The organism is Rhizocola hellebori, from assembly GCF_016862955.1.
GTDB classification, from domain to species: domain Bacteria; phylum Actinomycetota; class Actinomycetes; order Mycobacteriales; family Micromonosporaceae; genus Rhizocola; species Rhizocola hellebori.
Window position 1 is genome coordinate 13,363 of the sequence record NZ_BONY01000089.1, and the last position, 23,853, is coordinate 37,215.

Annotated in this window: 19 protein-coding genes and 1 riboswitch; of the genes, 6 read left to right on the plus strand and 13 right to left on the minus strand. The window is 66.6% G+C overall.

Annotation, left to right across the window (positions count from 1 at the left end; translation table 11 throughout):
* The first annotated feature begins 390 nt into the window (after positions 1-390).
* Positions 391-603: a hypothetical protein gene (locus tag Rhe02_RS41380; RefSeq protein WP_203913985.1), complete on the plus strand. Its 213-nt coding sequence runs from the start codon at positions 391-393 to the stop codon at positions 601-603.
* A 532-nt stretch (positions 604-1,135) separates the two neighbouring features.
* On the opposite strand, the gene Rhe02_RS41385 is transcribed toward Rhe02_RS41380, so the two are convergent.
* Positions 1,136-1,396: a DUF4031 domain-containing protein gene (locus Rhe02_RS41385; RefSeq protein ID WP_203913986.1), complete on the minus strand. Its 261-nt coding sequence runs from the start codon at positions 1,394-1,396 to the stop codon at positions 1,136-1,138.
* A 14-nt stretch (positions 1,397-1,410) separates the two neighbouring features.
* Between Rhe02_RS41385 and Rhe02_RS41390 the strand changes: the two genes are divergently transcribed.
* A complete protein-coding gene (locus tag Rhe02_RS41390; RefSeq protein ID WP_373320782.1) occupies positions 1,411-2,781 on the plus strand; it encodes an FAD-binding oxidoreductase in 1,371 nt (456 codons plus the stop codon).
* Between the two features lie 91 nt (positions 2,782-2,872).
* On the opposite strand, the gene Rhe02_RS41395 is transcribed toward Rhe02_RS41390, so the two are convergent.
* Positions 2,873-4,621, minus strand: a complete 1,749-nt coding sequence (locus tag Rhe02_RS41395; protein WP_203913988.1) for a glycerol-3-phosphate dehydrogenase/oxidase — start codon at positions 4,619-4,621, stop codon at positions 2,873-2,875.
* Between the two features lie 22 nt (positions 4,622-4,643).
* On the opposite strand from Rhe02_RS41395, the gene Rhe02_RS41400 reads away from it, so the two are divergent.
* From Rhe02_RS41400 to Rhe02_RS41410, 3 genes are read left to right on the plus strand one after another with little or no spacing between them, the layout of a single operon-like run.
* A complete protein-coding gene (locus Rhe02_RS41400) occupies positions 4,644-6,905 on the plus strand; it encodes a S8 family serine peptidase (RefSeq protein WP_239124386.1) in 2,262 nt (753 codons plus the stop codon).
* Between the two features lie 11 nt (positions 6,906-6,916).
* On the plus strand, positions 6,917-7,744 hold the full coding sequence (locus tag Rhe02_RS41405; RefSeq protein WP_203913989.1) for a GNAT family N-acetyltransferase: 828 nt from the start codon (positions 6,917-6,919) through the stop codon (positions 7,742-7,744).
* Positions 7,745-7,774: 30 nt separating this feature from the next.
* Positions 7,775-9,178: a sugar porter family MFS transporter gene (locus tag Rhe02_RS41410; protein WP_203913990.1), complete on the plus strand. Its 1,404-nt coding sequence runs from the start codon at positions 7,775-7,777 to the stop codon at positions 9,176-9,178.
* A 51-nt stretch (positions 9,179-9,229) separates the two neighbouring features.
* On the opposite strand, the gene groL is transcribed toward Rhe02_RS41410, so the two are convergent.
* From groL to Rhe02_RS41425, 3 genes are all read right to left on the minus strand, one after another.
* Positions 9,230-10,852, minus strand: coding sequence for a chaperonin GroEL (gene groL, locus Rhe02_RS41415; protein ID WP_203913991.1), 1,623 nt, complete (start codon positions 10,850-10,852; stop codon positions 9,230-9,232).
* Between the two features lie 146 nt (positions 10,853-10,998).
* Positions 10,999-11,964, minus strand: a complete 966-nt coding sequence (locus Rhe02_RS41420) for a hypothetical protein (protein WP_203913992.1) — start codon at positions 11,962-11,964, stop codon at positions 10,999-11,001.
* A 117-nt stretch (positions 11,965-12,081) separates the two neighbouring features.
* Positions 12,082-12,285 carry a cold-shock protein gene (locus Rhe02_RS41425; protein ID WP_203913993.1) on the minus strand — a complete coding sequence of 68 codons (204 nt, stop codon included), beginning with the start codon at positions 12,283-12,285 and terminating at the stop codon, positions 12,082-12,084.
* A 203-nt stretch (positions 12,286-12,488) separates the two neighbouring features.
* On the opposite strand from Rhe02_RS41425, the gene Rhe02_RS41430 reads away from it, so the two are divergent.
* Positions 12,489-13,283: a hypothetical protein gene (locus Rhe02_RS41430; protein WP_203913994.1), complete on the plus strand. Its 795-nt coding sequence runs from the start codon at positions 12,489-12,491 to the stop codon at positions 13,281-13,283.
* Here the strand turns inward: Rhe02_RS41430 and paaN are convergent.
* The 8 genes from paaN to Rhe02_RS41470 all read right to left on the minus strand — a co-directional run bounded on the left by paaN (position 13,280) and on the right by Rhe02_RS41470 (position 23,798).
* Positions 13,280-14,923: a phenylacetic acid degradation protein PaaN gene (gene paaN, locus Rhe02_RS41435; protein WP_203913995.1), complete on the minus strand. Its 1,644-nt coding sequence runs from the start codon at positions 14,921-14,923 to the stop codon at positions 13,280-13,282. The two genes, Rhe02_RS41430 and paaN, sit on opposite strands and share 4 nt — an antisense overlap.
* Before the next feature lie 9 nt (positions 14,924-14,932).
* Entirely contained in the window at positions 14,933-15,583 is a 651-nt protein-coding gene (locus tag Rhe02_RS50245) for a DUF8814 domain-containing protein (protein WP_239124387.1), read from the minus strand.
* 18 nt (positions 15,584-15,601) lie between these two features.
* On the minus strand, positions 15,602-16,624 hold the full coding sequence (locus Rhe02_RS41445; protein ID WP_203913996.1) for a GNAT family N-acetyltransferase: 1,023 nt from the start codon (positions 16,622-16,624) through the stop codon (positions 15,602-15,604).
* Positions 16,624-17,646 carry a GNAT family N-acetyltransferase gene (locus Rhe02_RS41450; protein WP_203913997.1) on the minus strand — a complete coding sequence of 341 codons (1,023 nt, stop codon included), beginning with the start codon at positions 17,644-17,646 and terminating at the stop codon, positions 16,624-16,626. Before Rhe02_RS41450 ends, Rhe02_RS41445 begins: the two co-directional genes overlap by 1 nt.
* 41 nt (positions 17,647-17,687) lie before the next feature.
* Entirely contained in the window at positions 17,688-18,971 is a 1,284-nt protein-coding gene (gene thrC, locus Rhe02_RS41455; RefSeq protein ID WP_203913998.1) for a threonine synthase, read from the minus strand.
* 10 nt (positions 18,972-18,981) lie between these two features.
* A riboswitch (SAM riboswitch) is annotated at positions 18,982-19,089 on the minus strand.
* Positions 19,090-19,365: 276 nt separating this feature from the next.
* Positions 19,366-20,148, minus strand: coding sequence for a lytic transglycosylase domain-containing protein (locus Rhe02_RS41460; RefSeq protein WP_203913999.1), 783 nt, complete (start codon positions 20,146-20,148; stop codon positions 19,366-19,368).
* 72 nt (positions 20,149-20,220) lie between these two features.
* Positions 20,221-21,099 carry an ABC transporter permease gene (locus Rhe02_RS41465; protein ID WP_203914000.1) on the minus strand — a complete coding sequence of 293 codons (879 nt, stop codon included), beginning with the start codon at positions 21,097-21,099 and terminating at the stop codon, positions 20,221-20,223.
* Positions 21,096-23,798 (minus strand): alpha/beta fold hydrolase, encoded by a 2,703-nt coding sequence (locus Rhe02_RS41470; protein WP_373320783.1) that lies wholly within the window; start codon positions 23,796-23,798, stop codon positions 21,096-21,098. The genes Rhe02_RS41465 and Rhe02_RS41470 overlap by 4 nt, the downstream gene beginning before the upstream one ends.
* Positions 23,799-23,853 lie beyond the last annotated feature (55 nt).

Below are 23,853 nucleotides of genomic sequence, written 5' to 3' on the forward strand. Positions count from 1 at the left end.
AGTGGTGGCGATATCGAAGCGGGATGCCAAGCCTCAAACCATTTGGGACCTATTGGCCCGACCGGTTCTCGATATCACCTGAGGCCACCAGCCACGACGGTCACGCCAGGCTCGCACCCACGCATGATGTCACCCGGCCGGTGGCCTCGCTCAACTCGTCGAATCTCATGCGGCCGGCGCAGGACCGGCCTCGAGGCTGATCGGAGCTGCCATGAAACGCCCACAGACGACAACGCCGTCATGGAACAACTCAACGACCGTCGTACAGGTGCTGCGAGATTCGATGGTGAGGCTCGGATGGGCGACCGAGCCATCGGCAATTCCGTGTAGCGATCGGGATTCAGAGCAGTTGCCAAAGCGTCCCTTCGATACAGGCGTGGGGTGGTGGCGATGAGTGTGTGGACAACGCGGGCGGACGAACTCGTCAGCTTTGGCGACCTCGTGGCGCTCAGCGTCCTCGATCGCTCAGATGCGGTCGGCCGCATTGTGGCGGCGCATGACGAAGGCCTTATCCAATGCGTGCTCGTGCGGGGCAACAGCGTCAGACCCGGCGAGTTGGTCGAGGTCGAGGAGCATCAACTACTCCTGCGCGTTTTCCGGTAGGGAGTACGGCATGACCGCGCGCCATCTCCGGTTGGTGGTCTCGAACCAAAGTGCGGCACAGCCCTGCAGCTGCCGGACGTGGAGGCATCTCGATCGAATCACTCGCGACCTGATCATTTGCGACTTCATGCTGTGGGCGGGCCTACTGCACCAAGTGCACCTCAAGATGATGGCTCGCGGGGAGCACGTGGCTATCGACGAATTGTCGGCGGCCGAATTTTCCAAAACTCGACGTGTGATGACCGAAATCTGTACATGGGCGGAGTGCGCACGTGTGACCCTGGAGCTGAGGTCTGCCAGTCTTTGGGGATCTGAGGCAGAACAATTGACGCGGTCTTTTGAGTCGCTGGGCTTTGAACCGGACACGAGCGCTGGCTTGTTCTTCGCACAACGAGCGATGGTCCGGTACCCAGGAAAAGGGCAGGGGCATCACCTGCCTTGACGACCGTCTGCCACCAGCTCAAACGCGCTTCGCGCGACGCTCCTAACCCACAGTTTTGCGGGAGCATACGCAGGGCCCCGCGAGCGTGGGTTAAGACAGGTGTTTGGGGCGGCGGAGGCCGGATTGTTGGAGGCGGATCGCTATCTCCTTGGTGGTGATCAGGGTGGCCCCGAGCCAGCGCGCTGCGGCGAAGCGCTCGGCGGGGATGTCGTAGTGGTCTCGGTCGAAGGCGCGTTTGGGGGCGCCTAGCAGTTCCGCGAAGGCGTGGAGCTCCGCGAAGGAGACGTCGCTGACCAGGTGAGACCAGAGCCGGCCGTGGGCGGGCCACCTCGGGTGGTCGACGTAGATCACGCCTCCACGCTAGCGTGCGAAAGGTGACCATCCTTGACGGGCTTCCCGGCGCTCTCACCGATCCTGATCTGCTCACCTCTTACCGACGCGACGAGGCCGACCTCTGTGAAGCGGGGCAGCCGCTAGCGGTGGTCCGGCCGACCACGACCGATGAGGTGGTGGCAGTGGTCAAATGGGCGGCGCAGCACGGGGTTCCGGTGGTGGCGCAGGGGGCGCGGACAGGGCTCGCGGGTGGGGCGAACGCTGTGGACGGCTGTCTGATCGTGTCGATGGTGAACATGGACAGGATCGTCGAGGTGGATCGGTCCAACCGGATCGCGGTGGTGCAGCCGGGGGTGGTCAACGCGGCGCTGAGCCGGGCCGTCGCCCAGGTGGGGCTGCGCTACCCACCGGATCCGGGGTCGTGGGAGACCAGCACCATCGGGGGCAACGTGGCCACCAACGCGGGTGGGATGTGTTGCGTGAAGTACGGCGTGACCACCGAGTACGTGCTGGGCCTTGAGGTGGTGCTAGCTGATGGCCGGGTGCTGCGCACCGGCCGGCGCACGCCCAAAGGCGTCGCCGGTTACGACCTGACCCGGCTCTTCGTCGGCTCGGAAGGAACCCTCGGCATCATCACCGAGATCACCGTGGCGCTGCGGCCGGCCATCGCCGACCCGCTCACGCTGGTCGCTGTCTTCCCGAACACGGCGTCGGCAGGCGACGCCGTCAACCGCATCTTCACGGCCGGGCTGGCCCCGGCCCTGCTCGAACTGCTGGACCAGGTGCATCTGGCGGCCATTGAGCGGTACCAGCCGATGGGGTTGAACACGCAGGCAAAGGCGCTCCTACTGGCGGCGGCCGACCGCACCGAAGACCTGGACGCGATAGCGCAGCTGTGCCGCGACGCGGGCTCGGGCGAGGTATGGCAGGCCACCGACGCGACCGAGGCGGCCGAGCTGTTGCAGGCCAGGCGAAGGGCGCATCCGGCGATGGAGAAACTGGCGATGGAGACCTATGAGCACGGCGGTCTGATCATCGATGACATTGCCGTGCCCCGTACCCGGCTGGCGGAGCTGCTCGACTCCATCGAGCTGATAGCCGCCAAACACGGTGTCACCGTTGGGGTGGTGGGTCACGCGGGCGACGGCAACCTGCATCCGAACATCGTTGTGAACCGCGACGATCCGGACAGTGTCGCGGCGGGCCACCGGGTCTTCGACGAGATCATGGAATGCGGCCTGGCGCTGGGCGGAACGTGCACCGGCGAACACGGCGTGGGCCTGCTCAAGCGCGACTGGCTCGCCACCGAGCTAGGCCCGGTCGGCCTCGACGTGCAACGGGCGATCAAGACCGCCCTGGATCCAGCGAACCTGCTCAACCCCGGAAAGGTATTGCCGCTTTAGCAGGAGCAGGAGTTCTAGCGCTGCCGCTGGTCTCTGGACTGAGCGATCTTGAAGCCACGCTCTTTCGGCTTCAAGATCGCGAGGGAAGACGCTAGCGGCGACTTGCTTTAGCAGGAGCAGGAGTTACAGCCGTGCGGGCTGCATCGGCGGTCAGGTCGTCGGGCATGCGCTGTGACTCGCGTTCGGCGTCGACCCGGTCGAGATAGGCCTTGATCTCCTCCTCGGTGGTGGACCGGGACCAGCCCAGCTCGGCCGCCATGAGCTGGGCGGCCTGGCGCGCTGTTTCCACCCCGCGATGGGAGGTCTCCATCGAGATCCTGGTGCGCCGGGCGAGCACGTCGACCAGATGGCGGGCCCCCTCGGCACGGGCCGCGTAGACGACTTCGGCCGCCACATATTCCGGGGCGCCCGGCAGCGCGTCGGCAAGCTCGGGCCGCTCATCGATGAGCGTGAGCAGCTCGGTGGTCAGCGCGCCGTAGCGCTCCAGCAGATGCTCGATGACACCCACACTCACGCCGTGCTTGCGGGCGAGGTCGGCGCGGTCGCGCCAAAGCGAGGCAAACCCGTCTGCACCAAGCAAAGGAAGCTCATCGGTGGCACTCGGCCTGGTGCCGGGCAGGCGGCGGGCGGCCCGGTCGACCACGTCCTCGGCCATCACCCGATAGGTGGTGAACTTGCCACCGGCCACCAGCAACAGCCCGAGCAGCGGCTCGACCACGGCATGCTCACGCGACAGCGCCGAGGTGCTCTCCTCCTCGCCGGACAGCAGCGGGCGAAGCCCGGCGTAGACACCCTCGATGTCAGCGGTGGTGAGCGGGCGCTCCAGCACCTCGTTTACCTGATCGAGCAGATATTGGATGTCCTTGGCCGACGCCGCCGGGTGCGAGCGATCAAGCGCCCACTCGGTGTCGGTGGTGCCGATAATCCAATGCCCGCCCCAAGGGATGACGAACAAAACCGATTTGGGGGTACGCAAAATCAGCCCGACCTCGCCCGTAATCGCGGACCGTGGCACCACCAGATGCACGCCCTTGGAGGCCCGCACCCGCAACCCCACCTTGGCATCGGGCAGCCACGAGGACACGTCGCTGCTCCACACCCCGGTCGCGGCGATGACCGTCTTCGCCCGGACCGTGAACTCCTCCTCGCCGTCGCGCACCACCATGCCGGTGACCTCGCGGGCCTCGCGGACGAGACCGATCGCGCGGACCCCGGTGACCACGGCCGCGCCGAGGCTCGCCGCCGTGCGCGCCAGCGTCACCACGAATCGAGCATCGTCGACCTGACCGTCGTAATAGCGGATGGCCCCCGCCACGGTGGCCTCGCGCAGCGAGGGGAAGAGCCGTCTCGCCCCCGCCGCGGTCAGGTGCCGATGCCTCGGCATGCCGCGGTGGCCGGCCGTGCCGGCGAAAGCGTCGTAGAGCACCAGCCCGGTGCCGTAATAGAAGCGCCGCCAGACCTTGCTGAGCAGACCTTCCTGCGGCAGCGGCGCGAGAAACGGGATCGGGCGCACCAAGTGCGGCGCAAGCAGTGTCGCAAGCAGACCGCGCTCACGAAGCGCCTCGTGCACGAGCGGGAACTCCATCTGCTCCAGGTAGCGCAGGCCGCCATGGATGAGTTTGGACGATCGCGATGAGGTGCCGCTGGCCAGATCGGCCCCCTCCACCAGGGCCACCTTCAGCCCGCGCGACGCGGCGTCGAGCGCCGCCCCGGCTCCGGTGACCCCACCACCGACTACGAGCACGTCAAAGGTCTCTTGCCGGAGTCGCTGCAGGTCGGCTAATCGCCGCTGCGGGGACAGGGCGCCTGCCGCGTACCGGGACTCGCTGCGATTGCGCACCTGCCCACGGTACCTTGCGAGGGTGACACCGCCAGTGGCTCCTCCGCCCAGAGCCGACTCCCACACCGGGGCGATCGTCGCGGCCGTCCTCACCGGCCTGTGGCTCGTAGTCGTGGCTGCCTTCAGCCAATACGGTGGCTGGTTGTTCAGCCAGGTCATGCTCGCGCTCGGGCTCGAGATGCCCGGGTTCAGCTGGCCGGTGATCGGTCTGGTGGCGATGCTGTTCGCCGGTGGCCCGGCGCTGGCGCTCGCCCTCATCCCGCGGCTTCCAGCGGTACGCGAGTGCGGGCGGGCCTGGGCCATCGGGTCCGGCGCGCTCGGGCTGGGGACGGGTCTGCGTGCCATCCCCGGCACGGAAAACGAGTGGTACCTGTTCGCTCTGGCGGCCTGGGCGGGCATCGGCTACCTGGTCTTCCGGCGGCGGGCCCGCTTCTCGTGGTGGGGTGTCGTGGCCGGACTGATCGTCCTGGTCCCCTTCCTCTGGGTGGGCGCCCTGGGCGGCGTCACCGACACCCTGCTCGCGGTGCTCGCCGCGATCGCCGTCGGCGGCCTGGCAAGCTCCACTTTGGACACAGTCTTCTTCGACGTCTTCGAGCCGAGCCGGGCCCGCCGGATCTGGCTGGGCGGGCTCGCCGCCGGCGTGGCGCTGGCTCTGATCGGCGCCGGGGCGGGTGGCAACGGCGTCCAAATCCTTATGCTGCTTGTGCTTCCGCCGCTCGGCTTCGCCGCCGCGGCGCTGCGCAGCACGGGAGCGCTGGTGGGCATCGCCGCCTTCGGCCCGCTGGCTTTCGTCGACCCGGTCGAGGTCAACTTCTTTCTGCTCGAGCGCGACATCCCGTTCTGGGCCTTTACCGCTTCCGCCATCGCCTGGTCGGTGGGGCTCGTTTTCGGCCTGGGCTATGGGCTGGCGTCGCGTCCGCTCGAGGCGGCCCGCCGCCCGCTCGCGATCGGCACGGCCGTGGTGGTGGCGCTCGGGGCCGGCGCGGTCTACGCCGTCGCGGGCCAGCCCGGCTTCTACGGCGACCAGCTTTTTGTGGTGATGAAAGAACAAGCCTCGCTCGCTGGGCTGCCCACCACGACCGGCCTCGGTCCCGGACGAGACCAGCGCGTGGAGGCCGTCTACCGCCGCCTGGTCGAGCACGCCAACCGCACCCAGGCGCCGCTGCGCGCGCAGCTGGATCGCTGGAAGCTGAGCTATCAGCCCTACTATCTGGTCAACGCCATCCTGGTCAACGCCGGGCCGGAGGTGCGAGCCTGGCTCGAGCTGCGCGACGACGTCGACCGCGTTCTGCTCGACCAGCGCCTGCGCCCGCTGCCGCAGCCGGTCGGGCAGACGGTGGGCGATATCAAGCAGCCACCCGCTGCCCCGGAGTGGAACCTGCAAATGATTGGCGCGCCTGGAGTGTGGCCGCGAAGTCAGGGGCAGCAGATCGTGGTGGGAAGCTCCGACTCCGGGGTGGACGGAAAGCATCCCGCGCTCGCCTCGGGCTTCCGGGGTGGCGACGACTCCTGGTACGACCCGTGGAATCACACCACCTTCCCGGTCGACCACGGCGGGCACGGTACCCACACCATGGGCACAGCCGTTGGCAAGGAACGTGTTGGGGTCGCACCCGGCTCGCAATGGGTGGCCTGTGTGAACCTGGACCGCAATATGGGCAGCCCCTCCTTCTATCTGGACTGCATGCAGTTCATGCTTGCGCCGTTCGCCATCGGCGGCAACGCGTTCACCGATGGCCGGCCCGCGCGGGCGCCGCATGTGCTCACGAATTCGTGGGGTTGCCCGCCGATGGAGGGCTGCGACATCGAGCTGACCCGGCCCGCCACCGATGCCCTTGCCGCCGCTGGCATCGCCTTCGTCGCCGCGGCCGGAAATGAGGGCGACCGCTGCGGTTCCATCGACGCGCCGCCCGCGACCGATCCGGCTGCCTTCACGGTGGCCGCGGTCAACGAGGATCGTGAGGTCACCAGTTTCTCCAGCCGCGGTCAGCCGGCGTCTGGCAAACCGGACGCCTCGGCCCCGGGCGCCCAGGTGCTCTCGGCGATGCCGGGGAACACCTACGGCGTCCTTGACGGCACCTCGATGGCCACCCCGCACGTGGCCGGGGCCCTGGCACTGCTCTGGTCGGTGCGCCCGGAGTTGGTGGGCGACCTCGACCGCAGCTTCGCCCTGCTGCGCGAGACCGCCACTCCGGTGTCGGGCAGCCCGACCTGTGGCGATCTGGAAGACGCCGGCGCGGGCATCATCAACGTCGAGCGCGCGGTGCTCGCCGCCGCCGGGTAGTCTCCCCTGCCGTGGACCTTGCTTTGCTGACGGATTTGGCCAGGCGCTGCCTGCTCGCAGGCGGAGACGCCGAGGAGGCCGAGTCGATAGTGACTCTGCTCTCCCGTAACGGTTCTGCCGTTGCCCGCTACGAGGGCGACACCCTGATCGGGGCGGCGTTACTCAGCGTGGGCCGCAAGCATCCCAGCGCGGGCCACTTGGATCTGCTCCTGGTGGATCCGGCTCACCGCCGTCGCGGGGTGGCCCGCTCAATGCTGGCCGAGGTCGAGCAGGAGGCGCGCAAGCGCGGCTTGGAGAGCCTCAAGGTGACCGGCAACGCGCCCGATTACGTCTGGCCGGGTGTCGACGTTCGTTACACGGCAGCCATTTGCGCCCTTGAGGCGGCGGGCTATGCGCGCACAGGCACCGCGTGGAACATGACCGCGCCGTTGCCCGTGCCGGGCCCGGCGCGCACACCGCCCGCCGACGTCACCGTTCGCCGCGCGGGCGAGCAGGACATGGCCGCACTGGTGGAAATGATTGGCGCGCAATGGGGTCCGGCTTGGGTAACCGAGGTGCAGCGGGCGGCCGGCGTCCACCTCGCGCTGCGCGACGGCCTTCCGATCGCTTTCGCCGCTTGGGGTGGCTGCCGTCCCAGCTGGTTCGGGCCGATGGGAACGCTGCCCAGCGCGACCGGGCTGGGCCTGGGCGGGGTGCTGTTGCGCCACTGCCTTGACGACCAGGCCGCGCTCGGCATGGCCAGTGCCCAGATCGGCTGGGTGGGCCCGGTGCCGTTCTACTCCAACGCGGTCGGCGCCTACATCGAGCGGGTCTTCTTTCTCTTCGAGAAAACGCTCTAGTTCGTCCCTTTTGTCCGGCAGGATTAAGGGATGACGCGGGTCGAACCACTTGAACCTCACCACCCCGGAACGGCGATCCTGGTAGCTGCTGCCGCTGCGGTCGGTGGCTTCCTCTTCGGCTACGACACCTCGGTCATCAACGGCACCGTGGACGCGCTCGAGGAGACCTTCAACCTCAACAGCGTGGTGCTCGGTTTCGTCGTCTCCTCCGCCCTGCTCGGCTGCGCGGTCGGGGCCTGGTTCGCCGGGCCGCTGGCCGACCGGCTCGGCCGGGTCCGGGTCATGCTCATCGCGGCGGGCCTGTTCATCGTCAGCGCCATCGGCTCCGGGCTCGCCTTCGCCGCCTGGGATCTGACCATCTGGCGGATCATCGGCGGCCTCGGCGTGGGTGCGGCAAGCGTCATCGCTCCCGCCTACATCGCCGAGATCTCGCCGGCCGCCATGCGCGGCAGACTCGGCTCGCTGCAACAGCTTGCCATCGTCTCCGGCATCTTCGTCGCGCTTCTCGTCGACTATCTGCTGGCCGAATCCGCCGGCGGCGACGCGGCCGCGGACGTGCCATGGGGAGGCCCGGCATGGCGCTGGATGTTCGTCTCAGCGGCGCTGCCCGCCATCATCTACGGCGTGCTCGCTTTGCAAATTCCTGAGTCTCCCCGGTACCTGGTAAGGCGTGGCCGAATTCCAGAAGCTCGCAAGGTCTTGCAACGCGTGATCGGCGGGGATGTCGATCTGAAGATCCGCGAGATCCAGGAGACCCTGGTCGGCTCGCAAGACAAGGTGCAACTCAAAGAACTGCGCGGCCCGCGCTTCGGCCTGCAAGCCATCGTCTGGGTCGGCATCCTGCTCTCGGTCTTCCAGCAGTTCGTCGGCATCAACGTGATCTTCTACTACTCCTCCTCGCTGTGGGCCTCGGTCGGCTTCAGCGAGTCCAGCTCCCTGCTGATCACCGTGATTACCAGTATTACCAACATTGTCACCACCCTGATCGCGATCGCGCTCGTGGACAAGGTCGGCCGCAAACCCCTCCTCCTCGTGGGCGCGGCCGGAATGGTCATCACGCTGGGCACCATGGCGTGGGCGTTCTCCACCGCCACCCTCAACGCCGACGGAGATGCCATCCTCGGTGACACCCAGGGCAAAATAGCGTTGGTAGCGGCCAACCTCTACGTGGTCGCCTTCGGAATGAGCTGGGGCCCAATCGTTTGGGTGCTCCTCGGCGAAATGTTCAACAACCGGATCCGGGTGACCGCGCTCGCCGTGGCCGCCGCCGCCCAATGGCTCGCCAACTGGCTCATCTCCACGACCTTCCCCGCGCTGGCCGACATCGGGCTCACCTTCGCCTACGGCCTCTACGCCACCTTCGCGGCACTGGCGTTCTTCTTCGTCCTCAAGGCCGTCCGAGAAACCAAGGGCCGAGAACTGGAGTCCATGTAAGCAAAAGAGCCGGACCCCTTTCGGGATCCGGCTCTTTGGTGTTGCTAGGACTCAGAAGTCCATGTCTCCGCCGCCGGGGCCAGCGGGAGCGGCAGCTGCCTTCTCCGGCTTGTCCGCGACAACGGCTTCGGTGGTGAGGAAGAGACCGGCGATCGAGGCCGCGTTCTGCAGCGCCGAACGGGTCACCTTCGCCGGGTCGATGATGCCGGCCTTGAGCATGTCCACGTACTCGCCGGACTGGGCGTTGAGGCCCCAGCCGATCTCGAGGTTGCGAACCTTCTCAGACACAACGCCACCCTCGAGGCCCGCGTTGACGGCGATCTGCCGCAGCGGGGCGTCGAGCGCCACCTTGACGATGTTGGCACCGGTCGCCTCGTCGCCGGACAGGTCCAGCTTGTCGAAGGCGGTCTTGCCGGCCTGCACCAGAGCCACGCCACCACCGGCGACGATGCCCTCTTCGACGGCGGCCTTCGCGTTGCGAACGGCGTCCTCGATGCGGTGCTTGCGCTCCTTGAGCTCGACCTCGGTCGCAGCGCCAACCTTGATGACCGCAACACCGCCGGCCAGCTTGGCCAGGCGCTCCTGCAGCTTCTCGCGGTCGTAGTCGGAGTCCGACTTCTCGATCTCGGCGCGGATCTGGTTCACCCGGCCGTTGATCTGCTCCGGGTCGCCGGCGCCCTCAACGATGGTGGACTCGTCCTTGGTGACCACGACCTTGCGGGCGCGGCCGAGCATGTCGAGACCAACGGTGTCGAGCTTGAGGCCGACCTCTTCGGAGATGACCTGGCCACCGGTCAGGATCGCGATGTCCTGCAGCATGGCCTTGCGGCGGTCACCGAAGCCGGGGGCCTTGACGGCGACCGACTTGAAGGTGCCACGGATCTTGTTGACGATCAGGGTGGCCAGAGCCTCGCCCTCAACGTCCTCGGCGAGGATCAGCAGCGGCTTGCCGGACTGCATGACCTTCTCGAGGATCGGGAGCATGTCCTTCACGTTCGAGATCTTGCCGTTGTAAATGAGCAGGTAGGGGTCCTCAAGGACCGTCTCCATGCGCTCGGTGTCGGTGATGAAGTACGCCGAGTTGAAGCCCTTGTCGAAGCGCATACCCTCGGTGAGCTCGAGCTCGAGGCCGAAGGTGTTGCTCTCCTCGACGGTGATGACGCCTTCCTTGCCGACCTTGTCCATCGCCTCAGCGATGATCTCGCCCACGGTGGTGTCCGCGGCGGAGATCGACGCGGTCGAGGCGATCTGCTCCTTGGTCTCGACGTCCTTGGCGAGCTTGGCCAGCTCGTCGATCACGGACGCGACAGCGGTCTCGATGCCCCGCTTCAGGGACATCGGGTTCGCGCCGGCCGCGACGTTGCGCAGGCCTTCCCGAACCAGCGCCTGGGCCAGGACGGTCGCCGTCGTCGTGCCATCGCCGGCAACGTCGTCGGTCTTCTTCGCGACCTCCTTGACCAGCTCAGCGCCGATCTTCTCGTACGGGTCCTCGAGCTCGATCTCCTTGGCGATGCTCACACCATCGTTGGTGATGGTGGGGGCTCCCCACTTCTTCTCGAGCACGACGTTGCGGCCCTTCGGGCCGAGCGTCACCTTTACAGCGTCGGCGAGGATGTTCATTCCCCGCTCGAGGCCACGGCGCGCCTCTTCGTCGAACGCGATCATCTTGGCCATAACGGCGTTGTCCTCCTGGACAAATCCGAGGTCGGGCGGCTAGCCCGCGACGACCGGCTGCCACCATTCAGCAGCCCCGCCGCACCGACTTCTTGTTCGTGTTTGGCACTCCCCTGAGGAGAGTGCCAATCACTTGTTTAGCACTCTCACCCTGCGAGTGCAAGCTGTTGCGACGGGTTCGCGAGTTCGTCAGCCAAAGTTCGCGCTGTGGCCGGGCCTTCCCATCCGCGCTGCTCCGTATAGGTGAGCAGGATCCCACTGAAGATCAGCATGGTCAGCGGCAGCTCGATGATGATGCCCAGTGTGCTGGAGATCGCTGCGGCACCCATGATCACCGCGATCTCGCCGGTGTTGCCGGCCACAGCCGAGCCCACCTGATCAAAAATGGTCGTCACGCCGTTGGCGACGAAGGTGGCGACGAGAAGCAGAGCCAGCCGCCCCAGCACCCGGCCAAGGTTGTTGTTGAAGATCGAGAACGTCCGGCCAATCGGATTGCGGCGCTCGAACAGGTAGATCGGGCCGAACAGGGCCGTGGCCGCATACACATAGAAGGCGGGCAGAATGCACGCCACGAATCCCAACAGGATCAGCAGGCCCACGACGAACTGCCAGCCGAACAAGCCCCATCCGCGGCGGAACCCGTAGCCGAGCGACTCCCCCAGCCGAACTTGGTAACCGGCGGCCTGCCGGGTGACCGCGTACGTGGCCGCGGCATAACCGGCCATCTGTACATAGATGAGGATGATGATCGCCACGAACGCGCCCGCGACAATAATCGGGATGCTGGCCGAGAGCGCCTCCGCATTGAACTCCGCGCGCGACGGACCGGTCGGCAACACCGTGCCCAGCGCGAGAACGACACCGACCGCCGCCATCACGGCAAGGGCGATGGTGGGAACCAGATGGGTGATGGCGAAGATGGCGGCCATGGATTTCCAGCTGCGCTTGAAAAGTCCACCGATACGGGTGAACCAGCCGTTGATGCCGGAGTGCGGCGGGTTTACCAAAGGATCGTTAGGGTCGGGGCCACCCGGATAAGGCTGCAGATAAGCGTCGGCCGGTGGCAAATAGCCTTGCGGCACATGGTTTTGAGGCGCATAGGGATCGGTCACTGTGGCTCCGGTTGATGGGTGAAGGGCCCACAGTATGCACCGAAAGAGCGATGGGCGCGGCCCCACGTGGGTAAGCCGAGCCCATCGCTCGTTAGAGAAGTCTTTGAGTTACGTGGGTCAGCCGATGACCCGGACCGCCTCCGCCTGCGGACCCTTCTGGCCCTGCGCGATTTCGAACTCAACGCGCTGTCCGTCCTCAAGCGACTTGTAGCCGTCGGCCTGAATAGCCGAGAAGTGGACGAATACGTCCTGACCCCCGTCGACCGCGATAAAGCCGTAGCCCTTCTCGCTGTTGAACCACTTGACGCTGCCCTGTGCCACTGTGCACTTCCTCACTTCATTAAACTGGACCGGGTTTGTGCTTCCCGTGCCCGAGGCTGGTCTACAGCCGTCCTCGCACGCTACACGAAGGTGTGGCCCCTCGCACAGCCCCAAAACAGATAGCCGACAGTCGGTAGTGACCCACTTCGGGTCGCGTCGGTTGGCAGGGTATGCGAAAAGCCTGGCTACGTCCCTTCGCGTTGGTGTCAGCACTCATTCTGATCGCGACTGGATCGATGTTGATCGTCTTCTCGCGCGGACATTTGGCGGCGCTCGAAAGGCCGTTGCCGAGCCGTGCGCCGAGCCGCCGCGGCATTTCCGTGCGCTTCGCCGGAGTCAGTTTTGCCAGCTGGGCCCTGGCAGATCGGGCCACCGGCTCGATTATCGGCGCTGAGAACCTGGCCGAACCGGGCGACACCATGTCAATGATCAAAGCGTGGATCGCGGCGGACTTTCTGCGGCGCGACCCAAATCCCGATGAAGCCGATCTCGAGCAACTGTCCGTGATGATTCGCGATTCAGACAACGATGTCGCGGTCGACTTTCATCACCGCAATGGCGAAAAGATCAGCATCGATCGGATGATCTTTCTTTGCGGGCTAACCGATTCCCACGCCGGCCGGGTCACCTATCGGTGGTCTGACACCGTGATGTCAGCGCGTGATGTGGCGCGGCTAGGTCTTTGCCTCGCCGATGGGCGCGCGGCCGGAGAGTGGACCGACTGGCTGCTGGGCGAGATGCGCCTGGTGCGCGGTGACGGTGACTTCGGGCCGCGCAAAGCCTTGCCCGCCGCGGTCGCGGCGAAAGTTGCTGTGAAGAACGGCTGGTTCAGCCGACCCGAAGACGGGCTGTGGCATTTCGCCTGTCTCGCGATCGGTGACTCCTGGACTTTGGGTGTGCTTCTCCGGTACCCGGCAGAGCTAGGCGAAGAACATGGCCACGAGCTGTGCCGGGCAGCCGGAGAGCAACTGCTGCCGCTGCTGAGCCCCGGATCCTAGCCCTGGCTGGCCGCAACGGGCCGGCGGGACTGGACGATCCGGAAACGACCCGAGACAAAAGCGCCGTCGGTCAGCGACGCGTTCGCGGCCGGATTGGCACCCGAGGCGTGGAAGTCCGAGAACGCGGCGGACTGATTGACGAACACGCCGCCGGTCAGGTTCTGCGAAAGGTGCACGCCCACCTCGACTGCGGCCTGCTCGACGGCGTCGAGCACCGCCTCGTCGGTGGAGTAGACCGCGGCTGTCAGCGCGCCCTTGGCACCCACCGTGCGGCGGAAGATATCGATACTGTCCGCTGTGGACGCTGTCGGCACGGCGAAGCTGACCGGCCCGAAGCATTCGCTGCCATAGCCGTCGGTCACCTTGACGATCATCGGCGTGCGCACCACCGCGCCCGGATAGGCCGGGTGGGCGATCGGCGTGGAGTCGAGCACCACCTCGCCGAGCTTGCGTGCGTTGTCTATCCTGTCCGGGATTTCCTCATTGACGATGGCTCCGGTCAGCTCGACCGCCTTGGCCGGATCGGCGGTCAGCGCCGAAACCGCGTCGGCGACGCCGCGGGTCACCTCGTCGAAACTCTTGTGCCCGCCCTCGGTGGCGATGCCGCCGCTGGGAATCAGCAGGTTCTGCGGCGTGGTGCACATCTGGCCGCTGTAGAGCAACAGCGAGAAGGCGAGGTTGCGGCACATACCGGCGAAGTCGTCGGTGGAATCGATGACGACCGTGTTCACCCCGGCCTTTTCGGTGTAGACCAGCGCCTGCCGCGCGTTGGCCTCAAGCCAGTCACCGAAGGCGGTGGAGCCGGTGAAGTCGATCAGCTTCACCTCCGGGCGTAGCGCGAGATCCTTGGTGATGGGCGCTTCGCGGGTGTCGACGGCCAGCTGGGCCACGTTCGGGTCGAAGCCCGCCTCGGCCAGCACTTCGCGGGCGACCTGAACGGTGATGGCCAAGGGCAGCACCGCGTGCGGGTGCGGCTTGACGATCACCGGGTTCCCGGTCGCCAGCGAGGCGAACAGGCCCGGCCACGAGTTCCAGGTCGGGAAGGTGTTGCAGCCGATGACGAGCCCGATGCCGCGCGGAGCGACGTGAAAAGTTTTCGTTAGGCTGTCAGACTTTTTCGTCCAGGTGACCGAGGGCACCTGGCGGGTCTGCTCGGAATAGCCGTAGGCGACCGCTTCCAGCGCCCGGTCGAGCGCGTGCGGACCGCCGGCCTGGAACGCCATCACGAATGCCTGGCCGGTCGTGGCGTGCACGGCGTTGGCGAGCTCGAAGACACGCTTATGCAAACGCGAGAGAATCTCAAGGGCGACACCGGCTCGCGCGGAGGGGCTCGCCTCACGCCAACCACGCCAGGCGGTCTGGGCGTTGGCGATCAGCTGGTCCGGCTCTGTCTTCGGATAGCGCACGTCGAGCGCGATGCCCAGCGGCGACTTTTCCGGCGACAGGCTTCCGGTAGCGGGCTGGTCCAGTGGAAAGTCCTTACCCAGCAGCGCCTCGAAGGCGGCCTTGCCCTCGGCGGCGGCGTTCTCGCCGTACACCTTGGGGCTGGGCGATTCAGGGTAGGCCGACCAGTAGCCGCGCTCGGAGATCGCCCGGATGGCGGTGGTCAACAGCTCCTCATGGGTGGCGAAGAAGTCCATGGGCCCACCCTACGCGGGACAAACAGGTGCACTCCAGTCTGACGGCACCTGGACATAAGCGTGCGAGATATAGAGATCTACACCTATGCGGTCCCAAAGGTCGATCCCGTTCACGACATCGCCGGACACCTGACACTCCACCGGGACATCCGCGCCCCGGCCCGCGCCGCCGACGATGGGCGCGCTCAGCGACGGCCCGGAGCGCACGTTGAGCAGGGTGGTGACCTCAGCGGTCGAGGGCGGCAGCACACTCGTCTGCACCCACGCGTTGTCGGTCAGGGCCAGACCGTCCCAGAACGCCCCGTCCGCGAGGTCCATCCCGGCCGGGTTCAGCACCTTGCGGCCGAACTCGTCCAGACCGCCGTTGTAGCCGTCCTGGAACGCCGCCTGGGCCTCGGGCAGACCCTGGGGCAGATCCGTCCACATCTGACGATCCTCGTTCCAGTAGTCGTCCTTGGTGTTCCAGGGACCCACGTCCCAGACCGGCAGGAACACGCATCGGGTCTCGGTGCACACCTTGACCGTCGTCTCCAGGCCGCGCCGGGAGGGCAGGGCGGCGAACCAGTCCCGCTCCACGATGACGTGACCGTTCGCGGTGGTGCCGCCCACGAGCCCTTCCCGGGTGGCGAAGATGGTGAAAGCCAGCAAGATGTCGATCACCAAGGTCCAACGATCCAACTACAACTCGCGTTGCCAGCTTTGGAAGGCCCAGATTGGCCGGAAGCCCATCTCTTCGTTGATGGAAATCATGTAGCTGTTGACGAAGGCGTTGCTGGTGTCGATGACCTCCAGGCGCGGCCGGGCCTGAAGCACCTGGCGCAGGTTGGCCACCTTCACCAGCGCGCCCAAGCGGTGACCGCGGTGCTGCGGGTCGACGATGGTGATGTTCTGCCAGGCGTGCCAAGGCGTCTCGCCATCGGCGGCGATGCACGTCCAGGCCACCAGGCGACCCGACTCCTCGTGCACAGCGCCCGTGTTGAACGCGATCCGGCCGCGGCTTTCGGCGGCCCGCTCGTGGGCGCGAACCCTTTCGGCGTCCACCTTTTCGGGCTCGATCGCGAGGTCGCCCATGGGCGCGTCCTCGATGAGCCGCCCGTCGAGGTAGGCGATGTCCTCGACCAGCTCGTCGGGAGCGTGGCTTCCCCACTGCACCAAGCGATAACCTTCGGAGGCGGCTAGAGCCTTGCTGTACATGGCATCCAGCGCATCATTGTCGAGTTTGGACAGATCGAGCCGGCGCATCACCTCGGGCAGATTGGCGCAGCCGAGCCCCATCGCCTCGGCGAAAGCCGGGCCCGCTCCGCCGTCATGGGCCTCGATCCCGGGAAGGGTCCACACCGTGGAGGCCAGGACGGTGGTGCGGCCGGCCGCTTTCACTCGCTCCAGAGCGAGGTCGTAGAGCTGCCTGCCGATGCCACGCCGCCGCACCGACGGCATCACGTCGATGCTGAGATAGGCGTTCTTCAGGTTGTCGAGCAACGGGAAGGAAATCTCGAGTCTTCCCACGGGCTCTTCACCGTCGAAGGCGACAAAATGCTCCTGGCGAAAGCCGGGACGGCCGAACTTCTGCCACAGAAAGGCCATCCGCGGCGTGGTCGGCGGGAAGCCCGGCAGGTCGTGGCTCATGATCGCGGTCATGGTCGCTGCCCACTGCTCAAGCAAGGCCTGGTCTGTGAGTGAAACCTCTTTGAAGGTAAGCATTATTGGAGCTCCAGTTTCCATTCTTGCCAGGCGTAGAGCGGGCGGAAGCCCATCTGCTCGTTGATCTGGATCATATAGCTGTTCGAATGAGCGTTGAAGGTGTCGATGGCGGTCACCGTCGGCTCGCTCTCCCGGAAAAAGCGAAGGTTCTCCACCTTCACCAGCGCGCCCAACCGGTGCCCGCGGTGATCCGGGTCCACGATGGTGATCTGCTGGAAGGCGTTCCAGGCCAGCGACGCCTCCTTGGTGATGGTGGTCCAAGCGACCAGACGATTGCTCTCCTCGTGCACCGCCGCGCTGTGATAGGCGATGCGTTCGCGCCGCGCCGTCGACTCGGCGAACTCGCGCAGGCGTGCCACGTCGGCCTTGTGCGGCTCCAGGTCCAGGTCGCCCATAGGCGCGTCCATCATCAGCCGGGAATCCAGGTAGGCGATGTCTTTCTCGTACTCCTCCGGCGCTGGCCCGACCCAGCGCACGACCCGGTACCCCGCCGACTTTTCCTTGGCCTGGCTCAGCATCTCGGCGAGCACGGCTTCGTCCACAGTGGACAGCTCCAGGCGCCGGGTGACGTTGGCGAGCGCCGGGGTGAAACCGTGCGACTCCACGAAGGCGGCGCCGGCCAGGTTCGGCGCCGGGATGCCTGGCAGCTCCCACAGCGTCGAGCCGAGAACCCGCTTTCTCCCACGGCTCTCGGCGATGCCCCGCAACCACTCGAACAGTTCCCGCCCGATCCCCTGCCGCCGGGCGGACGGCACCACCCACAGATCGGCAAAGATCATGTCGAGGTTTTCCTCGATGGGGAACTCGAGAGCGACCCTGCCCACCGGCTCACCGTCGCGCTCAACGAGATAGTAAGCCAGGTCGAGACCGGGCCACGGCACGACGACCTGGAGCTCAAGCATGCGCGGCGTCGTCTCCCGCCACCTGGGCACGTCGGACAACCGCACTTGCGTCGTCACCTGGCATAACGCGTCAAGGGCGGCTTTGTCCGAGCCATCGACCTGGATTATGGAGAGCGGCATACGGCCAAGAGTGCCGCGCGACTGCGCCAGCCGCATCCCATTTACGAGACCAGGCCCACCTCTCGCGCAGCCTTGAGCGACGCCTTGACGTGGTAGGTCGGGCCCACCCGGCCGGCTACCGCATCGATCGTCTTGAGCCCCTCGCCGGTGTTGTAGATGACCGTCTCCAGCTGCGGGTCGAGCTTGCCGCTCGCCACCAGCTTCGCCGTCACCGCGGTGGTCACCCCACCCGCTGTCTCGGCGAACACCCCGGTGGTCCGGGCGAGCAGCCTGATCCCGTCCCGGATCTCCTCATCGTTGACGTAGTCCATCCAGCCGTTGGTCCGCCGTACCGACTCCAGCGCGTATATCCCCGCCGCCGGATCGCCGATGTTCAGCGACTTCGCGATGCCGGTCGGCTTCACCGGGACGATCTCGGTGGCGCCGCCGTGCAGCGCCGTCGCGATCGGGTTACACCCCTGCGACTGCGCTCCGAACACCCGCCAGCCGCCCTCCGGGGCGACCGCTAGACCCGACGCGACCAGCTCCTCAAAAGCCTTGTCCACCTTGGTAAGCAGCTCGCCGGAGGCCATCGGGATGACCACCTGGGCCGGGATCCGCCAGCCGAGTTGCTCGGCCACCTCATAGCCCAGGGTCTTGGAACCCTCCGCGTAGAACGGGCGCAGGTTCACGTTGACGAAGGCGGTGTCCTCGAAGTCGTCGGTCTCCACCAGCTCCGAACAGAGCCGGTTCACATCGTCGTACGACCCCTCGATGGCGACCAGGTCTCCGCCGTAAACCGCGGTCGTGATGACCTTTCCCTGCTCCAGGTCGTAAGGGATGAACACGATCGATGGCACCCCGGCCCGGGCGGCGTGGGCCGCCACCGAGTTGGCCAGATTCCCCGTCGACGCGCACGCGTACCGCCGGAACCCGAGCGCCTTAGCCGCGGTCAGCGCCACCGACACCACCCGGTCCTTGAACGAATGGGTGGGATTCGCCGAGTCGTCCTTCACCCACAGCGGGGCACGCAGACCGATCTCGGCCGCCAGGGCATCCGCCTTGATCAGCGGGGTGAACCCTGGATCCAGCGTCACCCGCTGCGCCGGGTCCTGGCCGGCCGGCAACAGACCCGCGTAACGCCAGATGCTCTTCGGTCCCGCCTCGATCTGGGCACGGGTCACCTTGGCGAAGGCTTCGGCGTCGTACCAAACCTCAAGCGGCCCAAAACACTCGAAGCACGCGTGCTGAGCGGCGAGCGGAAAACGAGCCCCACATCCCCTGCACTCAAGCCCACGGGCGGGCGAGGCAAGGCCGAGCGGGGAGGAGGCGACAGCAGTAGTCATGAAAGTTTCCCTCTCATCTTTCCGGATCTGAACCCGGGCGGAGTTGGCACCGAACCGCAGTGTCTGCGTGGTTGCCGGAGCTTCAACGGGCCGTTCCCTCAGCTCCTCTGGATGAGTTCTATTCAGTTGTGCCTACCACTGTAGCGAGACTTTGATCACCTGGGGAGCTGGTCCCACCGGATGAGACCCTGGCCACAACAACGGTGCGGGGCTGATCCCGGTGGAGATCAGCCCCGCACTGTCCTGTGGGGAGGGATGAGCACGCCCGTCTCCCGTTGGGGGCGGCCGCTGAGAGCGACCGTGCTCGGTATTACGACTCGCGCCGCCGAGATTTGTCTCGTTTGATAAAGCTTTCGCAGCCGCGACGTAAGGATTGCGTAAACCGGCTAAGCACTCAGTAGCGCGCCATCCAGTAGCGGACATTGGCGACGTAGTCGGGGTTGGGGTAGAGGGCCGAGTCGCCGTCGCTGATCTCGTCGTGGACGTTCTGGTGGCCCGCCTCGTAGGCGGAAATAACCGCGTTCAGCAGGCATTTCTCGGTCGAGGTCGGGCACGGGCGCAGCGTGTAGTCGCCGCCGAAGTGCTTGTCGCCCATCTCTTTCACCAGCCACTGCAGGTAGGCGCTGCCGAGCATAGTGTTGCCGGTCAGCGTTTTGCGGTCGTAGGCCGGCTCGATGCCGAAGCGCTGGTTCATCCAAGCTTGCGTGTCCGGCATTACCTGCATGACGCCGTAGGCGCCGGCGCACGAGACGGCGTTGGACTGCCATCCGCTCTCGTGTTGGGCGACCGCTTTGATGAGGGTGGCAGGGATGGTGATGGTGGCCGAGTTCTGCCAGAACCTCTTGCCCGCAGCTGCCTCCAGGGCAGCCTTGACCTGTGCCTCGGCGGCGCGCTTGCCCTCGTAACGGCACGGACGCGGAGCGGGCGGAGGGCCTGGTGGGCTGGTGGTCATCGAGGGCGGGTCGAGGGTGGGCGAGGGCACCGGATCCAGAGAGGGTGATGCCACAGGCGAAGGTGAGGGCGTAGGCGGCAGCGCGCGCGTAGGCGGCACCGACGGCTGTGGCGATTGGGCCAGCGCGGTGAGGGCCTCCTTGGCCACCATCCAGCCGCCGGCCACCAGCGCGACGATAGCGGTGGTGGCCACGGCGAGCTGGACCGACCGTCTTCGGGTAAGCATGGCTTATTGAGCCATAGCCGGCTTTGCCCCGACATCCGGACAACAACTCAGATTCGCTCTGAGTAGCCCGCCCTAGCTGGTGACGTCCTTGCGGGTGAAACGCCAGAACGCCAAACCCCAGAAGATCGCGGCGTAACAGATCGCCGAGATGGTCCCCTTGACCATGCCGTCGAACTGGATCGGCGAGGTGAGCAGGCCGAGGTAGCTCTGCGCGAAGTGGGTGGGCAGGAAGTTGCGCAGCTCGCCGAGCGCGGTGATCTGGTCGAGGATGCTGGAGAGGATGAACAGCAGCACGGCCCCGCCGACCGCGCCGAGCGGGGCGTCGGTCAGCACCGACAGCAGGAAGGCTATTCCGGCCACCACCAGCAGCGTGATCGATAGATAGCCCGCGATGCCCAGCACTCGCAGCAAGCCTTCCCCAGCCGGGACGTCGGCGGAGATGCCGGACTGCAGGGGATGCCAGCCGTAGCGCAGCGTGCCCAGGGCCAGCGCGGTGCCCACCAGAACGGCCACGGAGAGCAGCGAATAGGTAAGGGCCACCACGAGTTTGATGCCGAGCAACCTTCCGCGCGGCACCGGGATGGCCAGCAGGTAGCGCAGCGAACCCCAGCTCGCCTCGGAGGCCACCGTGTCGCCGTGGAAGAGCGCGAAGATGACCACCAGAAGGAACGAGGAGGAGACGAAAAGCGCGAAGAGGGCGAAGTTCAGCCCGCCCGCCAGCGCCACGTCGATCACCGAGGAAAAGGCGCCGCGGCCGTTGGGGCCGTCGTCGTCATCGCCGCCGATCTCGAAGGCAATCAGGATGATGATGGGCAGCACCACCATGAATCCGAGCGCCAGCTGGGTGCGGCGACGGCGCCATTGCCGCATGAACTCCGCGCCGAAGGTGAGCGTTTTGGTGGCGCGGTAGCCCTCGACTGCGGCTGACTCCGACACGGTGGCGGTGCTCATCGGTCTCCACTCCCAGCGGTAGACGTGCCAACGAGGGCAAGGAAAGCGTCTTCGAGGCGGCGGCGTGGCGCCACCCGGTCAACGCCGACGCCGGCCCGGACCAGGGCGGCGACCGCCTCGGCCCGGCTCACCTCGTCGAGGTCGACGATGAGCGTGCGATCCCCTTCCGGCGCATAGGAAACACCGGCGAACTTGTCGAGCGTCTTCTGCGCCAAATCCACATCGGACACTTCGAAGATGGTGGTGGGCGCGTCGCCCACGATCTCCTCGACCCGGCCCGAAGCCACCACGCGGCCCTTGTGCATGACCACGACATGGGTACAGGTCTGCTCGACCTCGGCGAGCAGGTGACTGGAGACCAGCACCGCCCGGCCATCGGTGGCGTAGCGCTGCAACACCCGCCGCATCTCGGCGATCTGTGGCGGATCCAGCCCATCCGTGGGCTCGTCTAGCACGAGCAGCTCGGGCAGGCCAAGCATGGCCTGGGCCACGGCCAGCCGCTGCTTCATGCCGTGGCTGTACTCCTTGACCCGTCGCCCGATCGCGTCGCCCAGCCCCGCGATCGCCATCGCCTCCTCGAACCTGGCGTCCTGCGGCGGCCGGCCCGACGCTTTCCAGTAGGCGCGCAGGTTCTGCTCCCCGGTCAGGTGCGGCAGGAAGCCCGGACCCTCCACGAGCGCCCCGATCCGCGACAGCACCGGAGCGCCCGGGGCCAGCGGATGCCCGAAGATGAGCACCTCTCCGGCGGTGGCCTGGGTCAGCCCCATCAGCACCCGAAGGCTGGTGGTCTTTCCCGCGCCGTTGGGGCCGAGCATGCCCACGACCTGACCGCGCTCCACCGTGAAATCGATGCTCTCGACGGCGACGAAGTCGCCATACGTCTTGCGAAGACCTTTGACGAAGAGCGGCATTTCTTGGTACGCAGAAACAACTGTCCTATCACGACGGCGATGCCGGTATCGAGCATAGGCGATGCCTCCCACCACCCCGATGGCCAGCAACACAATCAGCGCGACAAGCGCGATGAGCCAGAGCGTGTCCGTGGTCGGGATGGCGGTGGCCGGAACGGTCGGCAGGGTCACCGCCCCCTGCGCCTGCACCGTGTAGACGACCGGATCCACCGGCCCGAGGTAGGCCTGATCGGCTGCGGCGACGGTGACACGCAACCGGTGCCCCTCCTCGATGTTGCGCACGATGGCCGGCAGCGTGACCGTAATCGGCTGCGCCTGCTCGATATTGGCCGGCAGCCCGGTGAGCCGCAGCGGCGCGATCAGCCCGTTGCTGAGACTGGCCTGGTTGTTCTGATCGACGTCATACAGCTTCACGAAGACCGTGGCCTCGCCGGTCGGTGACGCCACCCGGATCTTCACGGTCGGCGAACCCACCACGTTGAGCGACTCCGGCAGCGGCTGGGTCACCCAGATCGCGGACTGGCCCGGCAGATCGGTGACCACGCCGTTGACGAAGGAGGAAAGCGCACCCGCCTGGGGCAGCGAAGAGATCGCGGACGGCGAACCGTTGGGCGGGTTGGCTATCTGCTGGGGCGGCCCGGCGACATCGAAGCTGACAGTCTTGTCACCGGTCAGGCCGGGATAGTCGGCAAGCTGGAAACCCGTGGCGAGACGCCCTTCCTCGACCGGGTCGAAGCCCGCGATGCGGGAGTAGGTAAAGGAATCGGAGGGTGCCGCGCCTTCCCCTTTGACGTAGTGGTTGAGCCATTGCACGGTGAGGAACTTCACCCTGTTCTGGTCCGAGAGCGGCCCCTGCCCGCCGTCGTGTCCCCCGGTGAACCAAGCCACCCGCACCGGCGCTCCGGAAATGCCGCGCGCGTTGGCATCGGCCTCGGACAGCGGGAAGAGCGAATCTGCCTCGCCCTGGATCAGCAGCGTGGGTGCCTTGATGCGATTGAGGACCGACTCCGGGCTGCGCTTGGCCAGCAGCTCACGCGACTTGTCATCGAGCACCCCGGTGGAGGCCACACGCAGGTAGGTCTCGCAGACGTCCTGCGCCCATCGCCCGCATTGCGGATTTCCGGTGGCGCCGCGGGACATCCCGGCACCGAAGAAGATCCCGGCCCAGGTCTGCTTGAAAACCCCACCCGGAAAGAGCGACTCCCCGAGATCGTTCCAAGTGATCATCGGGACGATGGCGTCGACGCGTGAATCGGCCCCGGCGAGCAGCAGCGCAAGCGCCCCGCCGTAGGAGCCGCCGACCACACCCACCCGCGGATCGCCCGCGCTGTCCGTGCGGATCTCGGGTTTCTCGGCCAGCCAGCTCAGCAGGTTCTGTGCGTCGCGAACCTCGTGATCGGGCGAGTTCAGATGGATCCGCCCGGTACTGGCGCCGAAGCCGCGCGCCGTCCAGGTCATCACCGCGTAGCCCTGGCCCGCCAACTCCTTCGCGTCTGCGGCCACGCTTTCCTTGGTACCGCCGAAGCCGTGCCCGAGCAGCAAAGCCGGCACCCTGTTCGAGGCCGAGGCGGACTTGGGCAGGTACAGGCGGGTGTCGAGGGTGACATCGCCACTCGTGATCCGCTGATCGTGCTCGGTGTAGGTGACCTCGTCGGGCCAAATCGCCCACGCCACCAAACCCACGAGAAGGATTGCGACCAGGCCTATCGGGAGCCACCGCTTACGCATGCTCGCCACAGTACGACCGGGGCGGGCCACCGCCCATCGGGGATAACCCGGTTTCAGCAGATATTCAGTAACTCTGGCGCGCGCTAAAGCAACGCGCGGCACTGTAATCCTGGCG